Consider the following 16,130-nt stretch of genomic DNA (forward strand, 5'->3'; position numbering starts at 1 on the left):
CCAACATTCATTTGACATAATTTTCAAATATTATAAGATTATATTCAGTATCATGAAAGACTTAAGGAGGCGATTATTGATGGGAAAAACGGTTGAAAGACGGTTGACTCGTGCAGAAGTCCCAGAGGATTTAACTTGGAATCTAGATGATTTATTTGCTTCAGAAGAAGCTTGGGAAACTGAATTGATAGAGATAGAAAATCAGATTGCACAGTTTCATAGATTTAAAGGTACATTACATATTAGTTCTAAAGCTTTATTAGATTGCCTTTGTGCACAAGAACAATTATCGATGAGGATTGTTAAAGCGTGGACGTTTGCCAGTTTAAAGCAATCGGCGGATGGATCTGATCCCATAAATCAAGCCAATATGGCGAAGTTTTCTTCATTACGTACAAAAAGTACTGCTGCTTTATCTTTTATTAACTCTGAAATTCTTGCGTTTGAAGAAGGAACTGTTGAACAATACCTCAAAGAAGAACCAATGCTAGCAGCATTTAAGAAAAACTTATTCGACCTTCTTCAAACAAAAAAGCATACGTTATCACCAGAAACAGAAGAAGCATTGGCAGCATTAGGAGAACTACAGGGCTCCCCATACCAAATCTATCAAATGACGAAGTTAGCGGATATGCAGTTCGCACCAATTAAAGACGGCGAGGGAAACGAATTACCTGTATCGTTTGCTTTGTTTGAAAGTCGTTATGAATTCTCACCTGATACAGATGTGCGAAGGACAGCCTATCAATCTTTCGTTTCAACGCTAAAACAATATACCAATACCATGGCAGCAACCTATGCCACAGAGGTTACTAAACAAGTTACCCTCGCACGTTTACGAAAGTATGAATCTGTGACCCATATGCTCCTTGAACCGCACCAGGTAACACCTGAAATGTACAACAATCAGATCGATATCATCTATAAAGAACTAGCCCCTCATATGCGTAAATTCGCACAGTTAAAGAAGCAGATTTTAGGTCTGGATCAGATGTTATTTTGTGACTTAAAGGCACCATTGGATCCTGAGTTTAATCCGGAAACAACCTATGAAGAAGCAAGCAAAATCATTATGGATTCTCTAAAAGTCATGGGACCTGAGTATACTAGCATCATTGAAAAAGGCTTTAAAGAGCGCTGGGTTGACCTAGCTGATAATGTAGGAAAATCAACGGGCGCCTTCTGTTCAAGCCCTTATGGTTCACACCCCTACATTCTTATCACCTGGCAGAATAATATGCGTGGCTGTTTCACTTTAGCTCACGAATTTGGCCATGCAGGACATTTCTTTTTGGCAAATAAAAATCAACGGATCATGAATGTGCGCCCTTCGATGTATTTTATCGAAGCCCCGTCTACCATGAATGAAATGTTATTAGGTCAGCATTTACTATCCACAACGGAGGATGAACAAATGCGCCGCTGGGTTGTCCTGCAGCTGCTCGGTACCTATTATCATAACTTTGTCACACACTTGCTGGAAGCAGAATATCAACGCAGAATCTACACCCTTGCCGAAAGTGGGGCGGCGTTAACTGCCAAAACCTTAACAGAAGTAACGGGTGCAGTTCTATCCGAATTCTGGGGAGACACTGTTGAAATCGATGAAGGGGCAAGATTGACGTGGATGCGTCAGCCACACTATTACATGGGCTTATATCCATATACCTATTCGGCAGGATTGACGGCATCGACTGCGATTGCGCAGTTAATTCAGGAGGAAGGTCAGCCCGCGGTTGACCGATGGCTCGAGGTTCTTCGTAGCGGTGGAACAATGAAACCACTTGAGTTATTGAAACATGCGGGCATTGATATGTCAAAGCCCGACCCAATCCGGAAAGCTGTTAAGTATGTAGGAACATTAATTGAAGAATTAGAACAGTCTTATCATTAAATATTTATAGAAAAAACCCTTGTGCTGCAAGGGTTTTTTAAACTCACTTAAAACTATTCAAACAACTTAAAAGACTACCCTATGGTTTGCTTCTGGTTTAACTGATCCCTAAAAATACTAACAAACTTTCGACAGCGATCAATGTCATACACTTGTAAGCTAACCTCAATCTTAAGTGTGACAATTAATGTAGTGTGAACGTACAGCATATCTCTAAATTCATCTACAGCGCCGCAAAACTTCGGATAGCCACTATCTCCTGTGCCTACTATTCCCGTCAAGATGCTCTTTACATCCATTTTTTCAAATGCATGATATAATTCCATCATTTCGTGAGGAATTTCCCCATTTCCCCAAGTATAGGTTCCAATCACAACAGCCTCGTAATTGATTATGTCCCTGATTTGTAATTCTTCTATCCGATAAAGAGTGACATCAATCTTTTCTTTTAAAAATAACTTCTGAATCAAATGAACAGCTTCTTCTGTATTTCCAGTTTTAGAAGAATATACGATTGCAACATTCATAATTCATCGAAACCGTTGGATTGTGTTACCTTAGCATAGGTCCTCGACTTCTGCTCAAAGAAATCGGATTTTGTTTCATTCATCATTTCATCACTGAAAACATGAATCCACGGCATTGGGTTTTCTCTCTCTTTAAATAAGTTCTGTAATCCAAGCTGGCGCAGCCGCTTATTGGCAAGATATTCTGTGTATTCCTCGTACTCGTTTAAGTTAATACCTTCAATATCCTTCAAAATCACATGGGCCCATTCCTTTTCAAGCTGGACTGCTTGTCCTACCGTTTTATACACATAATCCATATTCTCTTCAGAATACAATTCCGGATTTTCTGTTAAGAGAATCCGTAGAAACTGTGCCATAAAATAGGCATGCTGCATTTCATCTCGTTGGATATAACTAATCATCGTACTGGTCTTAAGCATTTTTTGCTGGCGGGCAAGATGATAGAAAAAAGCAAAACCAGCATAAAAATATATACCCTCAAGATTTATAGAGTTCACACCAAGTTGAAATAAATTTTGAGGTGTTGGATTCTTTCTGAAACTCTCATATGCATCTAAGATCAGGTCATTTCTTTTTCGGACGAGGGGATCATTTTTTGCTTGATTGAACCTTTCTTTTTGTTCATGGATTGGTACGAGAGAACTTAAGATGTAGGAATAGGATTCATTATGCACCGCTTCCTGCTGAGCAATCACCGCAAATATTGCTTTAAAACTAGAATCTGTCACATAGTCCATCACTTGAAACATGGTAGGTGTTTGCAGGCTATCTAATGAAGCAAGTTGAGTATTAATTCGTAAGAAAACATCTTGTTCTGTTGCACTGAGAAGATCCCACTGCTTAATATCATCTTGCATATTAATTTCTTGTGCTTTCCAAAAATTTGATAACAAAGTTTGATATAAATCGTAGATCTGCGGGTAGGCAATATCATTCCAGTTAAGCAATCCAGATGATTGTCCGTTAATAATTCCAGTGGATTTATTAGGAAAATCAGGGTTAAGCAATTTAATTCTAGGCAGTGGAAAGTGAATATCCATATAAATATTTCCTCCGATCGATTTTTAAAAAGTTGTTAGCTGTGGCATGCCTCACATTCGTCAATTTCAGTTTGCGAAGTGCTTCTGACATAATAAGTGGTCTTTAAACCTTGCTTCCAAGCTTCCATATGAAGGTTTAGCAAGTCTTTTGCCTTTATATCGTGCCTAACATAGAGGTTAAAGCTAATCCCCTGGTCAATATGTCGCCCTCGTGCGGCATTCTGTTTAATGCTCCAAATTTGATCTAATTCATGTCTCGAACGACGATAATATTCGTATGTTCTATGATTTAAATCAGGTGCGGTCACTTTAAATTTAAAGTTCTTCTTTTCCTCTGCATATTCAACCGAATAGATGGGATCGATTCCATCTGTGGAACCTCCAATCTTCGCCGTTGAGGAGTTGGGTGCAATCGCCATTAACCAACCATTACGGATCCCATGATTTGATACATCCCTCTTCAGCTGATTCCACCTTTTTGATTGGTAACCTTTCCGTTCAAAATACTCCCCAGTATGCCATTCAGAACCACTAAACTGGCTATAAGGCCCCTTCTCCATAGCCAGCTCCATTGACGAACAAATAGTATGGAACGCAATTTCCTCATATAAACTATCTGCATACTTAACAGCTGTTTCGGATTCCCAATACATTCCATTTAGTGCTAATAAGTGGTGCCACCCAAACGTACCAAGCCCAACGGCTCTGTACTTTTTATTTGTAACCTGCGCCTGTCCAACCGATATGGTATTTAAATCAATCACGTTATCGAGCATTCTTACTTGTATACGAATGAGACGTTCTAAGACATTCGCCGGTACTGCTTTTGCCAGATTAATAGAAGATAAATTGCAAACTACGAAATCACCTGGTTTCCGAACTATCACGATATGGCCATCATCATTCCGGTATTCGTTCACAACCGTCGTTGCGGACATATTTTGAGCAATTTCTGTACAAAGATTACTGCAAAAAATAGATGTACGGCCTCTACCCATTACATGCTTATTTGGATTTTGTCTATTTACTTCATCACGATAGAACATATATGGAGTTCCTGTTTCTAATTGAGCAACCATGACCCGTGTCATGATATCCATGGCACGGTAGGTTTTGCGAGGTAGAAGTGGGTTACCTGCGGCCTCTTCATATTTTTCGGTAAAATATTTAACATCTGTTTCATCATAAAAGTCCTCAAGTCCAAGCAGGTTCCCCTGTTCATCCTTCCAGCCCATCATTTGTTTTACTTGATGGGGACAGAATGTATGCCATTGTCCTATACTTCTACCGTGTTCATCTTTCTCTTCCAACTTTTTCATAAAGAGGTCTGGTATGGAAACACCTGTGAAAATATCATGGGCTTTACGGCGTTCATCCCCATTATTTGTTTTCAAATCAAGAAACCCGTTCATAATATCTTTATGGAACAAATCAAGATACACAGCAATGGCCCCTTGACGTTGACCTAACTGATCAACACTGACAGCTGTATCATTTACTAATTTTATCCATGGAACCACACCAGATGAGTTTCCTTTAAATCTCTTAATATCGGAACCGAGGGCTCGAACTTTACCATAATAGATTCCAATTCCTCCGCCATCTTTACTTAACCGGGCAATATCCCAATTGTTTAAATAGATGCTGTCAAGTGAGTCGTCGACCGTATCAATAAAGCAAGAAGAAAGTTGCCCAAAGCTTTTCCCCGCATTCGCTAGAGTCGGTGTGGCAACAGTCATATATAAATGACTTAATGCCCAATATGCTTCCTTCACCAGGTGGATGCGTTTTGACTGCTTTTCATCCTTCATAATAGTCATTGCAATAATCATGAACCGTTCCTGCGGGAGTTCATAAACATTTCGATTATAATCTTGAGCAAGATAGCGATCCGCCAGTAAAAATAACCCTATGTAATTAAATAATAAATCTTGTTCTGGTCTTATCTCTTTTGCAAGCTGGTCGATTTCATCCTTACTATATACGTTTAAAAGATCACTAGAATAGATTCCTATATCTGTTAATTCTTTTATTAAGTTATAAAAGTCTCCATATTTTAGAGAACGTTCATATCCGCGACTTTTAGCAGCCTTTCCATAAAGTTCATTCAAATATAAACGGGCTGCAACGAATGTCCATTCCGGCTGGTCCATTGCAATTTGATTCACTGCATAAATTAAAGCTTGTTGGTTTGCTTCTAGCTCTGTTACATCAAGTTGGCCTAGACGTTCTCTAAGTTCCATTGTATTAATCTGATATTTTCCTGAAACTTGTTCAATAGATTCTAAAACGTAATTTAGTTCTGATTGCAGTTCCTCAATCATCATTTCATTTCCCCCTATAATAAAAAAATCCGCTCAACGGTAATTGAGCGGATGAAACGATAACATTACAAAAGGAAAAAAGAATAAACTCCAATGCCTCCTGTCGCCACCGTTCATCTTCTCAATCCCCGAAGAAGTTGAAACATCTTAAGAAAGACAGGTCTCCTGACTCATGCTTCTACCTACTTTGAACCCTTCCCATATAAGTACCTAATAGATTAGACAATCTTATACAGTGGTTTGTTCATTTCGTCAGCATTTACAGTTGCGGGGGCAGCTCTGGATTTACACCAGATTCCCTATTAAGCCACAATGGGCATCTTCTCTTAAGGCTAACACAATATATAGTTTGATTTTTAAAAATAAAAACAATATGTAGTGAATCAATGGTATTAATAATAGTATAGTCTCAATTATATTTCAAGTCTATTATTTTTTAAAATGAAACTAATTTGATTGAGTATCCGTATATGAAGAAAGACCAAATTGAAAAGAGGCATTTTTATGGGGAACATTTCTTTATTTACATTGATTATTGGGATAGCTGCTGCGCTTGTTCTAATCCCTATTTTTAAACATGACCAGGAAAGTAAAAAAGAGGGAAAAAAACTCAAAATCGGCGTGTTCATTGCACTTGTTTTGATTCTCATGATAACAGTGTTTGTATTCTATTATTTTACTAATTTTGATAGAAATTTCACTTCGGTATGGCCGTTAGCTATCATAATAACCGCTGCTGGCACCGTTCTTGCCAAAGGCACGGAAAGAATAGTCAAAGGAATTCTCTTCCTTGCAAGTCTCGGTCTTGGAATTTATTTCTTATCCGCTTTTATATTTAATGCTGATCAAAAATATGAAGTTGCCAAGATGGATGAAAAGGTAGAAATTCAAACTTTTGATGAGAAAGAAACACCTGCCAGTGTCCCACCGCAGTTTGCACGCAATAAAATGAAAAAAGCGTTTGGACAAGTGCCGAACACAAGCTACTATGAGCTTGGGAACCTGCAAATTCAAAAGCTGAACGATGACTATGTGTATATTGCCCCTGTCGAGTTTTCCGGGATTTTTAAATGGTGGAAAGGAAACAGTACACCTGGTTACTTTACCTTAAGTGCAACAGATTCTAGTGCTAATCCTAAATTCATCAAGTCAGAAATGATATTTACCCCTTCCTCTTTTTTTAATAGAAATATTGAGCGGCATATTCGCATGAAATATCCGAAGAAAATTTTCTTTGGCGATGTTCAATTAGAAATTGACGAGAATGGAAAACCCTTTTACATCCGTACTTATGGGGAGTTTATTTCCGCACGAAATGGGTTTACAGCTAAGGGTCTAGTCGTAGTCGATTCTAAGAATGGAGCAATGAAAGATTATCCACTAGCAGATGTCCCGGAATTTATCGATGGCGCAGTTTCGCCTGAAGCTGTTAGTTTGCAAAACAGCTATTACGGGAACCTTGTTCATGGATTTTGGAATAGTGTCTTCGGTAAATCTGACGTGAAACTCCCATCGGATGAAGGCACTGAGTCAAATGTTAGCCCTATCTTTGATGAAAATGGACAGATGTACTATTTTACAGATTTCACAAGTCCTAAAGAAGGCGTCGATTCCATGCTCGGGTACTCGCTGACCAACTCAAGGACAGGAAAAGCAACATTCTATACCGGAAATCCAGAGCAACCTTATATGGATTCACAAGGGGCCTTGCAGATCATTGAAAAGAAATTTATTGAAAAGAAATGGCTCGGCCAAATGCCGATTCTTTACAATTTTTATGGTGAAGCCAGTTGGTTAACACCTGTTTTAGACTCAAATGGTTTTCTGCAAAATTACTTCATCGTTTCTGCAGCGAACCCAGAGATTTCAGTATACGCCAGCACCCCAAATGAGGCCCTTAAGCAATATAAAACCGCCTTACAAAGGGGCAAAGGTACGGTAGACGGAATCTCAAAAGCACAAGAAAAACAAATTGGCGGTACAGTGATGAGAGTCTATAAGGAGAAAAACGGAGATTTCACCATTGTCTCATTCTTATTAAACAACCGCCAAAACTTTATCATTTCTTCGGAAAAAGCTCCACTCGCTATCTACCTAAAAGAAGGAGATAAAGTAAACATCATCTACTTCGACACCGGCGAAGACTTCCTTCCTGCCAAAGAGTTAGCAATCGAAGCCCTACAATAGGGAAACAAAAATAGGGTGTCAGGCACCAATTAGAGCCTGACACCCTATTTCTCTTTACTGAACCTTTTGAATACGATTCTGAATGCGATAAGTGAATGGTTTAGGCTGGGCTGAGATAAAGTTTACTAACGCATCCAGGTCATTAGGACCGATTTCTTTATTTTGGGCTTGAATGAATACGGTAAATCCGTCACCGCCGCCAGAAAGGAAAATATTCGCTGTCACTGAATAAGATTTATTTGCATCGATCTCTGTGCCATCTGGCAATTTAATACTCACAATCCTTTGTCCGATTGGTTTACTCGCATCCCAAGAATACGTTAACCCAGAGATTTGCAGCATGTTCGTCTTAGTTGCAGTCCATTGCTGGTTAAGCAAGTCACGAATCTGCTGTCCTGTCATCGTCATTTTGACAAGGTCATTATTAAAAGGCTGTACGGTGTAAATTTCTCCCCAAGTAATCTCACCTGGATCAATGTCAGCTCGAATTCCGCCAGGATTCATAAACGAGAATTCCGTTTTTAGGGCATTTCTTTGTGCATCGGCAATAAAACTCCCAAGAACGGACTCTCCATTTTCATTTTGTTTAGCGGTCAAACTTTCAGCTGTAGAGCCGACCACACGATTGACGATGGGTTCCACTTTTGCTTCGTAGCCCTCAATCATTTGTTTAATCTCTGGATCTGGTTTCATCCCTTCTTGGAAGGTAGTTACAATCTCTGCCGTTTTTGAGACGATTTCCTTTGTTTTTGGATCAATCTCAATATCCACATCTGAAAAAGCAGTGCCATAAGAATAGGATTGAACCACTAACTTATTATCGATCGTTGCGTTCATATGAGCGTGATTATGGCCGCCAAAAATGATATCCACTTCATCGTCGACACGATTAGCAATATCAACCAGCTGTCCTGTTGGATTTTCTCCATTTGGACCTGATGTACCTGGGTTATGGGCTAAAACAACGATCGACCTTACCCCTTGTTTTTTCAATTCTGCTACATTCTTGTTAATGGCTTCTACCTCATCGGTGAATTTTAATCCGGCTACCCCACTTGGGACAACTACCGTCGGCGTCTCGGTTGTCACAACACCGATAAAGCCAATCGGCATTCCATTTACTTTGATAATTTGGTAAGGAGGCAGGATCGTTTTTCCTGTTTTTTCATCTATTACATTCGCTACAATCCATGGAAAATTTGAACCTGCAAAATTGCCAGTTTTCGGGTGTGTCCCACCCTTAATCAGGCGGAGCAGTTCATTAACCCCTTCATCAAATTCATGATTACCAACAGTTCCGATATCAAATCCAAGTTTGTTCAAGATTTCAATCGTCGGTTCATCCTGTAATAGGGCAGAAACTGGCGGGCTGGCTCCAACCATGTCTCCATTTTGAATCAACAGTGTATTTTTGTTTTCTGCTTCACGCTGTTTTAAATAAGCGGCTAGATAATCTACCCGGCCCGCTGGTTTTCCATTAACATTCCGGGTAACATTTAACTGCCCGTGCAGGTCATTAATTCCTAATAATTGAATCGGAATGAAACGATTATTCGTTGCAGGAGCTTTTTTCTTTTTAGGATTTTTCGTTTCCGGACGATTAGATTTGTGACCATGATAGCTTTCCGATAAGCCTTGACCTTTTGCTTCCGTTGGCTTTTGTCTGCTTGCCTCTACAGACTGGGTTTGACGCATCGTTTGATCTGGGTGTTCTGACTCTTTAAGGCCTATAGCTGCAACACTTAGATTTTCAAACCCTCCGAATAATATAACGAGAGTTAATGATATAAATGCTTTCTTAAACCAATCCATGCAAATCCTCCTACTAATTTATAAATGAACCATGGTATTTTTTGTTTTCAATGGAAGCAATATACATATCTCTAGATCATAAATAGAAAAAGCCCGCTATTTTGTCTTCAACTTCACCGTTGAAGACAAAATAGCGGGCTTTTTAAAACATACTTTTAATCGTTAAACCACCAATATTTCTGATAGTTTTTTTGCGTAGTCGATGACAAATTTTTCAATTTTCTTTGTATCGTCTGGGTGAAACATATGCCCAGAATTCTCATACCAAACCAATTCTTTTCCATGCGGGGCATCGAGTTTATTAAAATATTGCTCAACAGGTCTTCCGTCAACATGAACATCTTTTGCCCCGTGTAAAAAGGCCAGAGGGACTTCTAACCTTTTTGTTTTTTTAAAATCAACCTGTGCAAAATCCTCCACTAATTCTTGGGTATAGGTTAATTTGTAAGAACTATAAAGTGTATGGAAGATTTCTTTCATAGAGTATTCTGAGCTATTTAAGAAAAGTTTTAAACTGCCAAGCATCCCTGGATGCTTCACTGTTTCACTTTCATAAACCATCGAATTATATTTTATCAGGGGCCTGCGAAAATCGGTCCATTGTTTCAATAACAGATATGGCGGGCGGCCTAGTTTTTCTAATTTCTTAAGTGTTTTCCCATCCTTGGCTTTCTCGGCTTTAGCTCTTAGCCATTCAAAACAAATCTGATCATTTTCCTGCCAATTAATAATTTGCGATATGCCGAAATAAGCATGAAGTTTTTCTGGGTATCTGGATGCGATTGATAAACCGATTATCGTTCCCCAAGAATGACCTGCTAAATATACCTTTTCTTTCTTAAAACGACTTCTTAAGATATCGATTAAATCATGGCAATCATAAATATATTGTTCGACCCGAAAAGACTCTTTGGGTGTATTGGTAAGATAGGTTTTCCCTGCTCCCCGTTGGTCCCAAAACACTACCACAAAATGTTTAACAAGCTCCTTTGTAGAAATGGAAACAGCATAATCCTGACCTCGTGAAACAACGCCCGGAACCGGCATACAGGGGCCGCCATGAATAAATAACAACAAGGGCTTTGTTACATCATTGCCCTGGATCAGAACAGAGTGCTCTACTCCACCCAGGTTTATCTTATCAACCAAATCAATACCTTCATCAGCAATCGTAAACTCTCGCTTCGAAAACAACCCCAAAATTCAAGCCCCCCCTCTTAACTTGTAGTAAACTGCACTTGTTATCAGACACCATGTTAATGTTTCAGAATCAGAGCTTGGAAAGCTGCTGATGTCCTTACTTCAATGGTTAATGAGCCTTTTTTGTAGATGGATTTGATGAGAAATGGTGCGCCTGTTGTGTTCTGAAATTTGAAGTCTGGTCCGCCATAGGAGACGGTGGCATCTCTGCCAGCAGGGACATAACCAACTGACAAGGAATGGTGATGTTTTTCAATATAACTAACCCCCAATTGGTCCACTGAATTAAATAAAGTGGAGGAAGTCTGACAAATCCCACCGCCAATTCCGTCGACTAGTTTTTTATTCACAATTTCCTTTGCTTTTTGATATCCGTGTGCGGCATCACTTGGCCCAACTGTCGTGTTAAAGGAGAAAATATCCCCGGCGCCAACAATGACATTATCGATCGCATCTGCTGACAGTTTAATATTTTTTGATCGGCCCACTACCCCACTGTTAAATCTGGTGGTATAGGTTGCAACGACCACTTCTCCTAATCGCTTCACATCTTCTGGTTTATACCCGCTCTCGGTCACATAAAGAGGCAGTTCCACATCGCCTCCCGCTGCTGATGCAGTTAACACCTTTTCAACCAACTCGGATTCTTCTAAAATAATTCTTGGTTTCCCTTTTATGATTTGACCGTTTGTGTCGATCTTATCGAGGACCATTCGTTGGTCATAGCCAGGGTTAGTTTTCGTTCCTCTTGCCAACTCCTTTGCCCACTTCTCTATTTCCTTTTTATATGCATCGTTATTAGTTCCAAATCCCAGGTCAACTGGCAGAAAGCTTTTGATAATCGATTTCGTATTGGGGTCAATAACATTGACCGTAATGGGTTTAGGTTCTTCTTCCTTTTGAGATTCTCCTTGCGGTGTTTGGATTGGATTTTGCTTTGGTGCCGTAACTTTTTCTTCCACCGCCTTTTCTTTCACGGATGTTTCTGTACAACCGGCCAATCCTAAAAAACTACAACTGATTAAAACTGTAATGAACCACGAGCGTTTTTTCATTTCCCCAACCTCTTATCCTATATTTTCATGTATGATCTTGGACTTCCAAATGAAGTCCATTCATTCTCCGATTTTATTCGCGGCAACATGTCAATATGATTGATAAGTGTTTTTAAATGTAAAAAAGCCCCTTAATTAGGAGCTTATTAACTAAATATAATGTTTTTTCTATATATCTGCGGTTTATCTTATATTACTTTTCACTATAGGATGAATCACTTTTGGTTCAGAAAAAGTAAGTTCCTGTTTCTTATAGGCATGCCAATAGGCCATAGCAATAAATATCGATCCGCCCACCGCATTTCCAAGAAAAACAGGGATAAAATTTTCTATATAGGCTAACCAGGTAAAATGTCCTGCAAATATCGCGGCAGGAATCACAAACATATTAGCTACCACGTGTTGAAAACCAATCGCGACAAAAGCCATCGTCGGAAACCAAATACCGGTAATTTTTCCGACCATATCATTGGCACCATATGAAAGCCATACAGCCGCAGCAACGAGCCAATTACAGCCTATCCCCGAAATGAAGGCTTGGAGAAAATTGGCTTCTAATTTATGGTCAGCGATACTAATGGTTTTTTCCAAAAATGGTCCTGTTTCCGTGAGTCCAACCAAATGTCCAAAAAAGTAAGCCACAAAAATGGCCCCGACAAAGTTACTAACCGTAACTAGGAACCAATTATAAATAACCTGCCTGGTGCTAATCTTGTTTGCCATCCTAGCTATTGGAACTGCCATCATATTTCCTGTTAAAAGTTCTCCACCTGCTAGTAAAGTAAGGACAAGACCAATTGGAAAGACAGAGGCACCAATCAAGCTGCTTAACCCTTCTATATTTCCTGTGAGAGTTGCTGTCACACGGATGAAAAGTAAATAACCTAACGCAATGAAGGCACCTGCTTCAAAACCCAATATCAAAGTTTGTACTAGAGGGTAATTTGACTTTTTCACTCCATTCTCAATGGTAATTTCCATAATTTTTTCGGGTTTACTGTATCCCATCAAAAGGACTCCTTTTTAAATAAACTAGACTCTTTGATATTGTGAAATATTTAACATAATTTATTTTATAACAAATTCTTCTAAAATCCTGTGAATATTTCTTTAACTATTTTATAGCGCTTACATACTCTTCTTTTTTATTCAAATTTACTTACTTCCAACATTTAAAGATGTATACTGATACCAAAGAATGAATTAAGAATGGAGATTTTACAATGGATAAGAAAATCATTTATTGGAGTCTGTTTGTTCAGGGTCCATGGGAAATGTACCTTGCAGCTACATCAGAAGGGCTTTGTTATGTTGGGTCAGACCATAAGGGCATTGAGGAGTTAATGGACTGGGTGCAGAAAAAATTCCCTCAGCACCAATTGGAACAAAATGATCATCAGATGAAAGTATATGCTGCACAATTCGCTGAATATTTTCAAGGAAACAGGACGAAGTTTACTTTTCCAACCGATTTTTATGGAACTCCTTTTCAACAATCTGTTTGGAACGCATTAAATGAAATTCCTTACGGGTCTACACATACGTACTCGGAAATTGCTGAAATCCTCCAAAAACCAAAATCGGTTCGTGCTGTAGCCTCTGCAATTGGGGCCAATCCAATTTTAATCACTGTTCCATGTCATCGTGTGATTGGAAAGAATGGTAAGCTCACTGGTTTTCGGGGTGGTTTGGAGATGAAAGAAAAGCTGTTGGATTTGGAAAAATTGCCTTCCTACACAAAATGATAAAAAAGATTGGCTCGAAGTAATCTTCGAGCCATTCTTTTCAAATAGTATTTTGTTCATATTGCTATTTTATATAAGATTTTGATACATACCCTGTCGTTTTACCATATTTGATTTTATACCATGACCGGGTTGTAGAAACAATTTTTACTGTTTGATTTTTCTTTAACGACCCAATCACTCTGCCTTTGGTTGAAGCTGAAGTACGGACATTCAGCCGAGACACAGTCACTTTACCCGTTTTCGTTTTGACAACTTTATTAACTACAAAACTAGTTGTCACGGTCGAACGGTTTTTACTTGTGTCCGTCGCGGACATTACGACCGAATATTTCCCATTACCTAGTGAATTGGTATTGTAATCCTGATTAATGGTTCCTGCTTTTGTTTGGATATCTTTTTTCAAATAACTTAGGATTTTACCAGAGCTGTTTTTAATATAAACTGTCACCTTAGCGGTTTCGTTAGTTTTAAAAGTAATGTGGGCTTTATTTTTTTTGTTATCAATGCTTGCCTTGACACTGCTGAATTTAGGTGCAGTCTTGTCTTTTTTTACTTCAAAAGATGGCAACGTTGACGATCTGTTATTACTTAAATCGACGGTAATAATTCCTGCATAATATTTTCCGTTAGCTAAAGAATAACTGTTATATTCTTTGGAAATTGATCCTGCTTCAGTAAGGGCATCTTTTAATAAGTAGGTGAAAATCTTGCCTTTACTGTCCTTCAGATAAACCGTTACCTTAGCTTTTTCGTTCGTCTTAAATCTGATTAGTGTTTTATTTTTTGTATAATCAACATTTACTTTGACCTCACTAATCGTGGGAGCTGTTTGATCTTTGATTGGTGTCAATGGAGTTTCGACTGTCGGTTCTACTGCTGCTTGTTCTTCAGTTCCACCTGTAGTAGATTGTTCCGATGAATCTGATTCTGGTTGCACATCTTCAATTCCACCAGTAGTTGTTTGCTCCGTTGAATCTGGTTGCACTTGTTCATTTGTACTTGGCGTTGTTTGTTCTGTTTGTTCAACTGGAACTTCAATGACAGGCACTGGTCTGTCACCATATTCTTTTACAAGTGCTGCACCAACATAATAAAAGCCAAGAATCTCATTGTATTTTTGCCCAGCATTAGCTCGGTTCTGTGCACCCCATTGACTTAGACCAACGCCATGACCATCACCAAGTCCTGACACTGTAATTGTTTCTGCAGTTTCTGCAATGGTTGAAACAAGATAACTCAACATCATCCGATTGCCGACCATTGCACGAATTTGTGATGCAGCGACATTTTTGTATTCTAATTTTTGAGGAATATATGCGCCATTTTCGTCAATTCTATCTTTTGTTAAAAATTCAACCGATATATTCCCTTTGGAAACACGACCGCCTGATGTTGGAGTGTGTAAGCTTAAAACTGGAATAGCCGTTATCTTTATTTCTTTTCCAGCATAACCATGAGTGGACATCCATGCTTTTATTGTATCGATAATGGTTGTATCTTTTTCCTTCATTTGACTCCATGTCAAACCAGTAGGATTAAATTGTTGTTTACTAACAGAAAATTTCCAAGCAGTTTTTGCATCAAACTGATCCTCTTTAATGGGTAAATATGAGAGAGGTGAGGAGCCCCAGACATTGGCGTTTGATTCTGTTTTCCCACCATTACTTGCAGAGAAAACAGCACTAATGAGCCGGCCGTTTACCTTTAGGACTTCCCCTTTTGTCTCATCCACTGCAGCAGTACTATTGGGATTCCAAGTATAACCACCATATACTTGATAATTAATCGTATCATCAATCGTCACCGATTTATAGGAGAGTGCATAGGTTCTAGCAGCCACCGCTTGCGTTTTTAGGGCTTCACGGTTCCAACTTGCATACATTTCTGAAGGGACAACACCTTTTAAATAATCTTCCATATAAATCTCGTTAATTGGACGAACATACTTTGAATTTTCAGGGACAAATTGAAATGAACCTAAATAATTCCGATTATTGATAGATAAATAATCGGTTTCGCTTGATGGCAATAAATTTACATTTTCTGCGCTATATAAAGTTATGGTTCCGTCAATTAATGTTATTTTATTATTATCATATTTTACGAGATACGACTTTCCTGAGGTTAATCTGACAGTTGAATCCTCAATGAAATAAGCACCTGCTGGTTTTATTGTAATCTCTGATTTATTCCCGAGATAATTAACCAATTTCACTTTAATCTTTGGTTCTATACTTTCGGCTGACATATTTATATTCAGTAAGTTAAATAATAATAAAAAAGCTAGAAAACCTGCAATCAATCTTATCACTAACATTCTCCATTCATATGATGATGATC

At 38.7% G+C, this 16,130-nt stretch carries 11 protein-coding genes and 1 riboswitch; of the genes, 3 read left to right on the forward strand and 8 right to left on the reverse strand.

From position 1 onward, the window contains the following. Positions 1 to 79 precede the first annotated feature (79 nt). On the forward strand, positions 80 to 1,894 hold the full coding sequence (gene pepF / locus FS608_RS05130) for an oligoendopeptidase F (protein ID WP_144548189.1): 1,815 nt from the start codon (positions 80 to 82) through the stop codon (positions 1,892 to 1,894). A 74-nt stretch (positions 1,895 to 1,968) separates the two neighbouring features. Here the strand turns inward: pepF and FS608_RS05135 are convergent, their stop codons facing one another. From FS608_RS05135 to FS608_RS05145, 3 genes are read right to left on the reverse strand one after another with little or no spacing between them, the layout of a single operon-like run. Further along, positions 1,969 to 2,421 (reverse strand): flavodoxin domain-containing protein, encoded by a 453-nt coding sequence (locus FS608_RS05135; RefSeq protein WP_144548190.1) that lies wholly within the window; start codon positions 2,419 to 2,421, stop codon positions 1,969 to 1,971. Continuing rightward, complete coding sequence (locus FS608_RS05140) at positions 2,418 to 3,464, reverse strand: ribonucleotide-diphosphate reductase subunit beta (RefSeq protein ID WP_144548191.1); 1,047 nt, start codon at positions 3,462 to 3,464, stop codon at positions 2,418 to 2,420. The genes FS608_RS05135 and FS608_RS05140 overlap by 4 nt, the downstream gene beginning before the upstream one ends. A 35-nt stretch (positions 3,465 to 3,499) precedes the next feature. Next, positions 3,500 to 5,788, reverse strand: a complete 2,289-nt coding sequence (locus FS608_RS05145; RefSeq protein WP_144548612.1) for a ribonucleoside-diphosphate reductase subunit alpha — start codon at positions 5,786 to 5,788, stop codon at positions 3,500 to 3,502. A 139-nt stretch (positions 5,789 to 5,927) separates the two neighbouring features. Next, positions 5,928 to 6,127, reverse strand: a riboswitch (cobalamin riboswitch). Positions 6,128 to 6,292: 165 nt separating this feature from the next. Between FS608_RS05145 and FS608_RS05150 the strand changes: the two genes are divergently transcribed. Next, positions 6,293 to 7,975, forward strand: coding sequence for a hypothetical protein (locus tag FS608_RS05150; RefSeq protein WP_144548192.1), 1,683 nt, complete (start codon positions 6,293 to 6,295; stop codon positions 7,973 to 7,975). A gap of 54 nt (positions 7,976 to 8,029) precedes the next feature. Here FS608_RS05150 and FS608_RS05155 read toward each other — a convergent pair whose 3' ends face one another. From FS608_RS05155 to FS608_RS05170, 4 genes are all read right to left on the reverse strand, one after another. Continuing rightward, complete coding sequence (locus FS608_RS05155; protein WP_260871576.1) at positions 8,030 to 9,787, reverse strand: bifunctional metallophosphatase/5'-nucleotidase; 1,758 nt, start codon at positions 9,785 to 9,787, stop codon at positions 8,030 to 8,032. A gap of 162 nt (positions 9,788 to 9,949) precedes the next feature. Then, complete coding sequence (locus FS608_RS05160; protein ID WP_144548193.1) at positions 9,950 to 10,987, reverse strand: alpha/beta fold hydrolase; 1,038 nt, start codon at positions 10,985 to 10,987, stop codon at positions 9,950 to 9,952. A 56-nt stretch (positions 10,988 to 11,043) separates the two neighbouring features. Next, the gene (locus FS608_RS05165; RefSeq protein WP_144548194.1) at positions 11,044 to 12,042 is read right to left on the reverse strand and encodes a VanW family protein; all 999 of its coding nucleotides are present in this window, start codon (positions 12,040 to 12,042) and stop codon (positions 11,044 to 11,046) included. A 183-nt stretch (positions 12,043 to 12,225) separates the two neighbouring features. Then, a complete protein-coding gene (locus tag FS608_RS05170; protein ID WP_144548195.1) occupies positions 12,226 to 13,050 on the reverse strand; it encodes a formate/nitrite transporter family protein in 825 nt (274 codons plus the stop codon). Between the two features lie 215 nt (positions 13,051 to 13,265). Between FS608_RS05170 and FS608_RS05175 the strand changes: the two genes are divergently transcribed. Further along, a complete protein-coding gene (locus FS608_RS05175; RefSeq protein ID WP_144548196.1) occupies positions 13,266 to 13,787 on the forward strand; it encodes a methylated-DNA--[protein]-cysteine S-methyltransferase in 522 nt (173 codons plus the stop codon). A gap of 64 nt (positions 13,788 to 13,851) precedes the next feature. Here FS608_RS05175 and FS608_RS05180 read toward each other — a convergent pair whose 3' ends face one another. Continuing rightward, positions 13,852 to 16,101: a SpoIID/LytB domain-containing protein gene (locus tag FS608_RS05180; RefSeq protein ID WP_186328613.1), complete on the reverse strand. Its 2,250-nt coding sequence runs from the start codon at positions 16,099 to 16,101 to the stop codon at positions 13,852 to 13,854. Positions 16,102 to 16,130: the final 29 nt, after the last annotated feature.

The sequence above is a fragment of the Bacillus sp. X1(2014) genome (assembly GCF_007678255.1).

Coding starts and splice junctions, on each gene's coding strand:
- pepF (WP_144548189.1), top strand. CDS start 80: ATGGGAAAAACGGTTGAAAGACGGTTGACTCGTGCAGAAGTCCCAGAG.
- FS608_RS05170 (WP_144548195.1), bottom strand. CDS start 13,050: ATGGGATACAGTAAACCCGAAAAAATTATGGAAATTACCATTGAGAAT.
- FS608_RS05175 (WP_144548196.1), top strand. CDS start 13,266: ATGGATAAGAAAATCATTTATTGGAGTCTGTTTGTTCAGGGTCCATGG.
- FS608_RS05165 (WP_144548194.1), bottom strand. CDS start 12,042: ATGAAAAAACGCTCGTGGTTCATTACAGTTTTAATCAGTTGTAGTTTT.
- FS608_RS05150 (WP_144548192.1), top strand. CDS start 6,293: ATGGGGAACATTTCTTTATTTACATTGATTATTGGGATAGCTGCTGCG.
- FS608_RS05145 (WP_144548612.1), bottom strand. CDS start 5,788: ATGATTGAGGAACTGCAATCAGAACTAAATTACGTTTTAGAATCTATT.
- FS608_RS05155 (WP_260871576.1), bottom strand. CDS start 9,787: ATGGATTGGTTTAAGAAAGCATTTATATCATTAACTCTCGTTATATTA.
- FS608_RS05140 (WP_144548191.1), bottom strand. CDS start 3,464: ATGGATATTCACTTTCCACTGCCTAGAATTAAATTGCTTAACCCTGAT.
- FS608_RS05135 (WP_144548190.1), bottom strand. CDS start 2,421: ATGAATGTTGCAATCGTATATTCTTCTAAAACTGGAAATACAGAAGAA.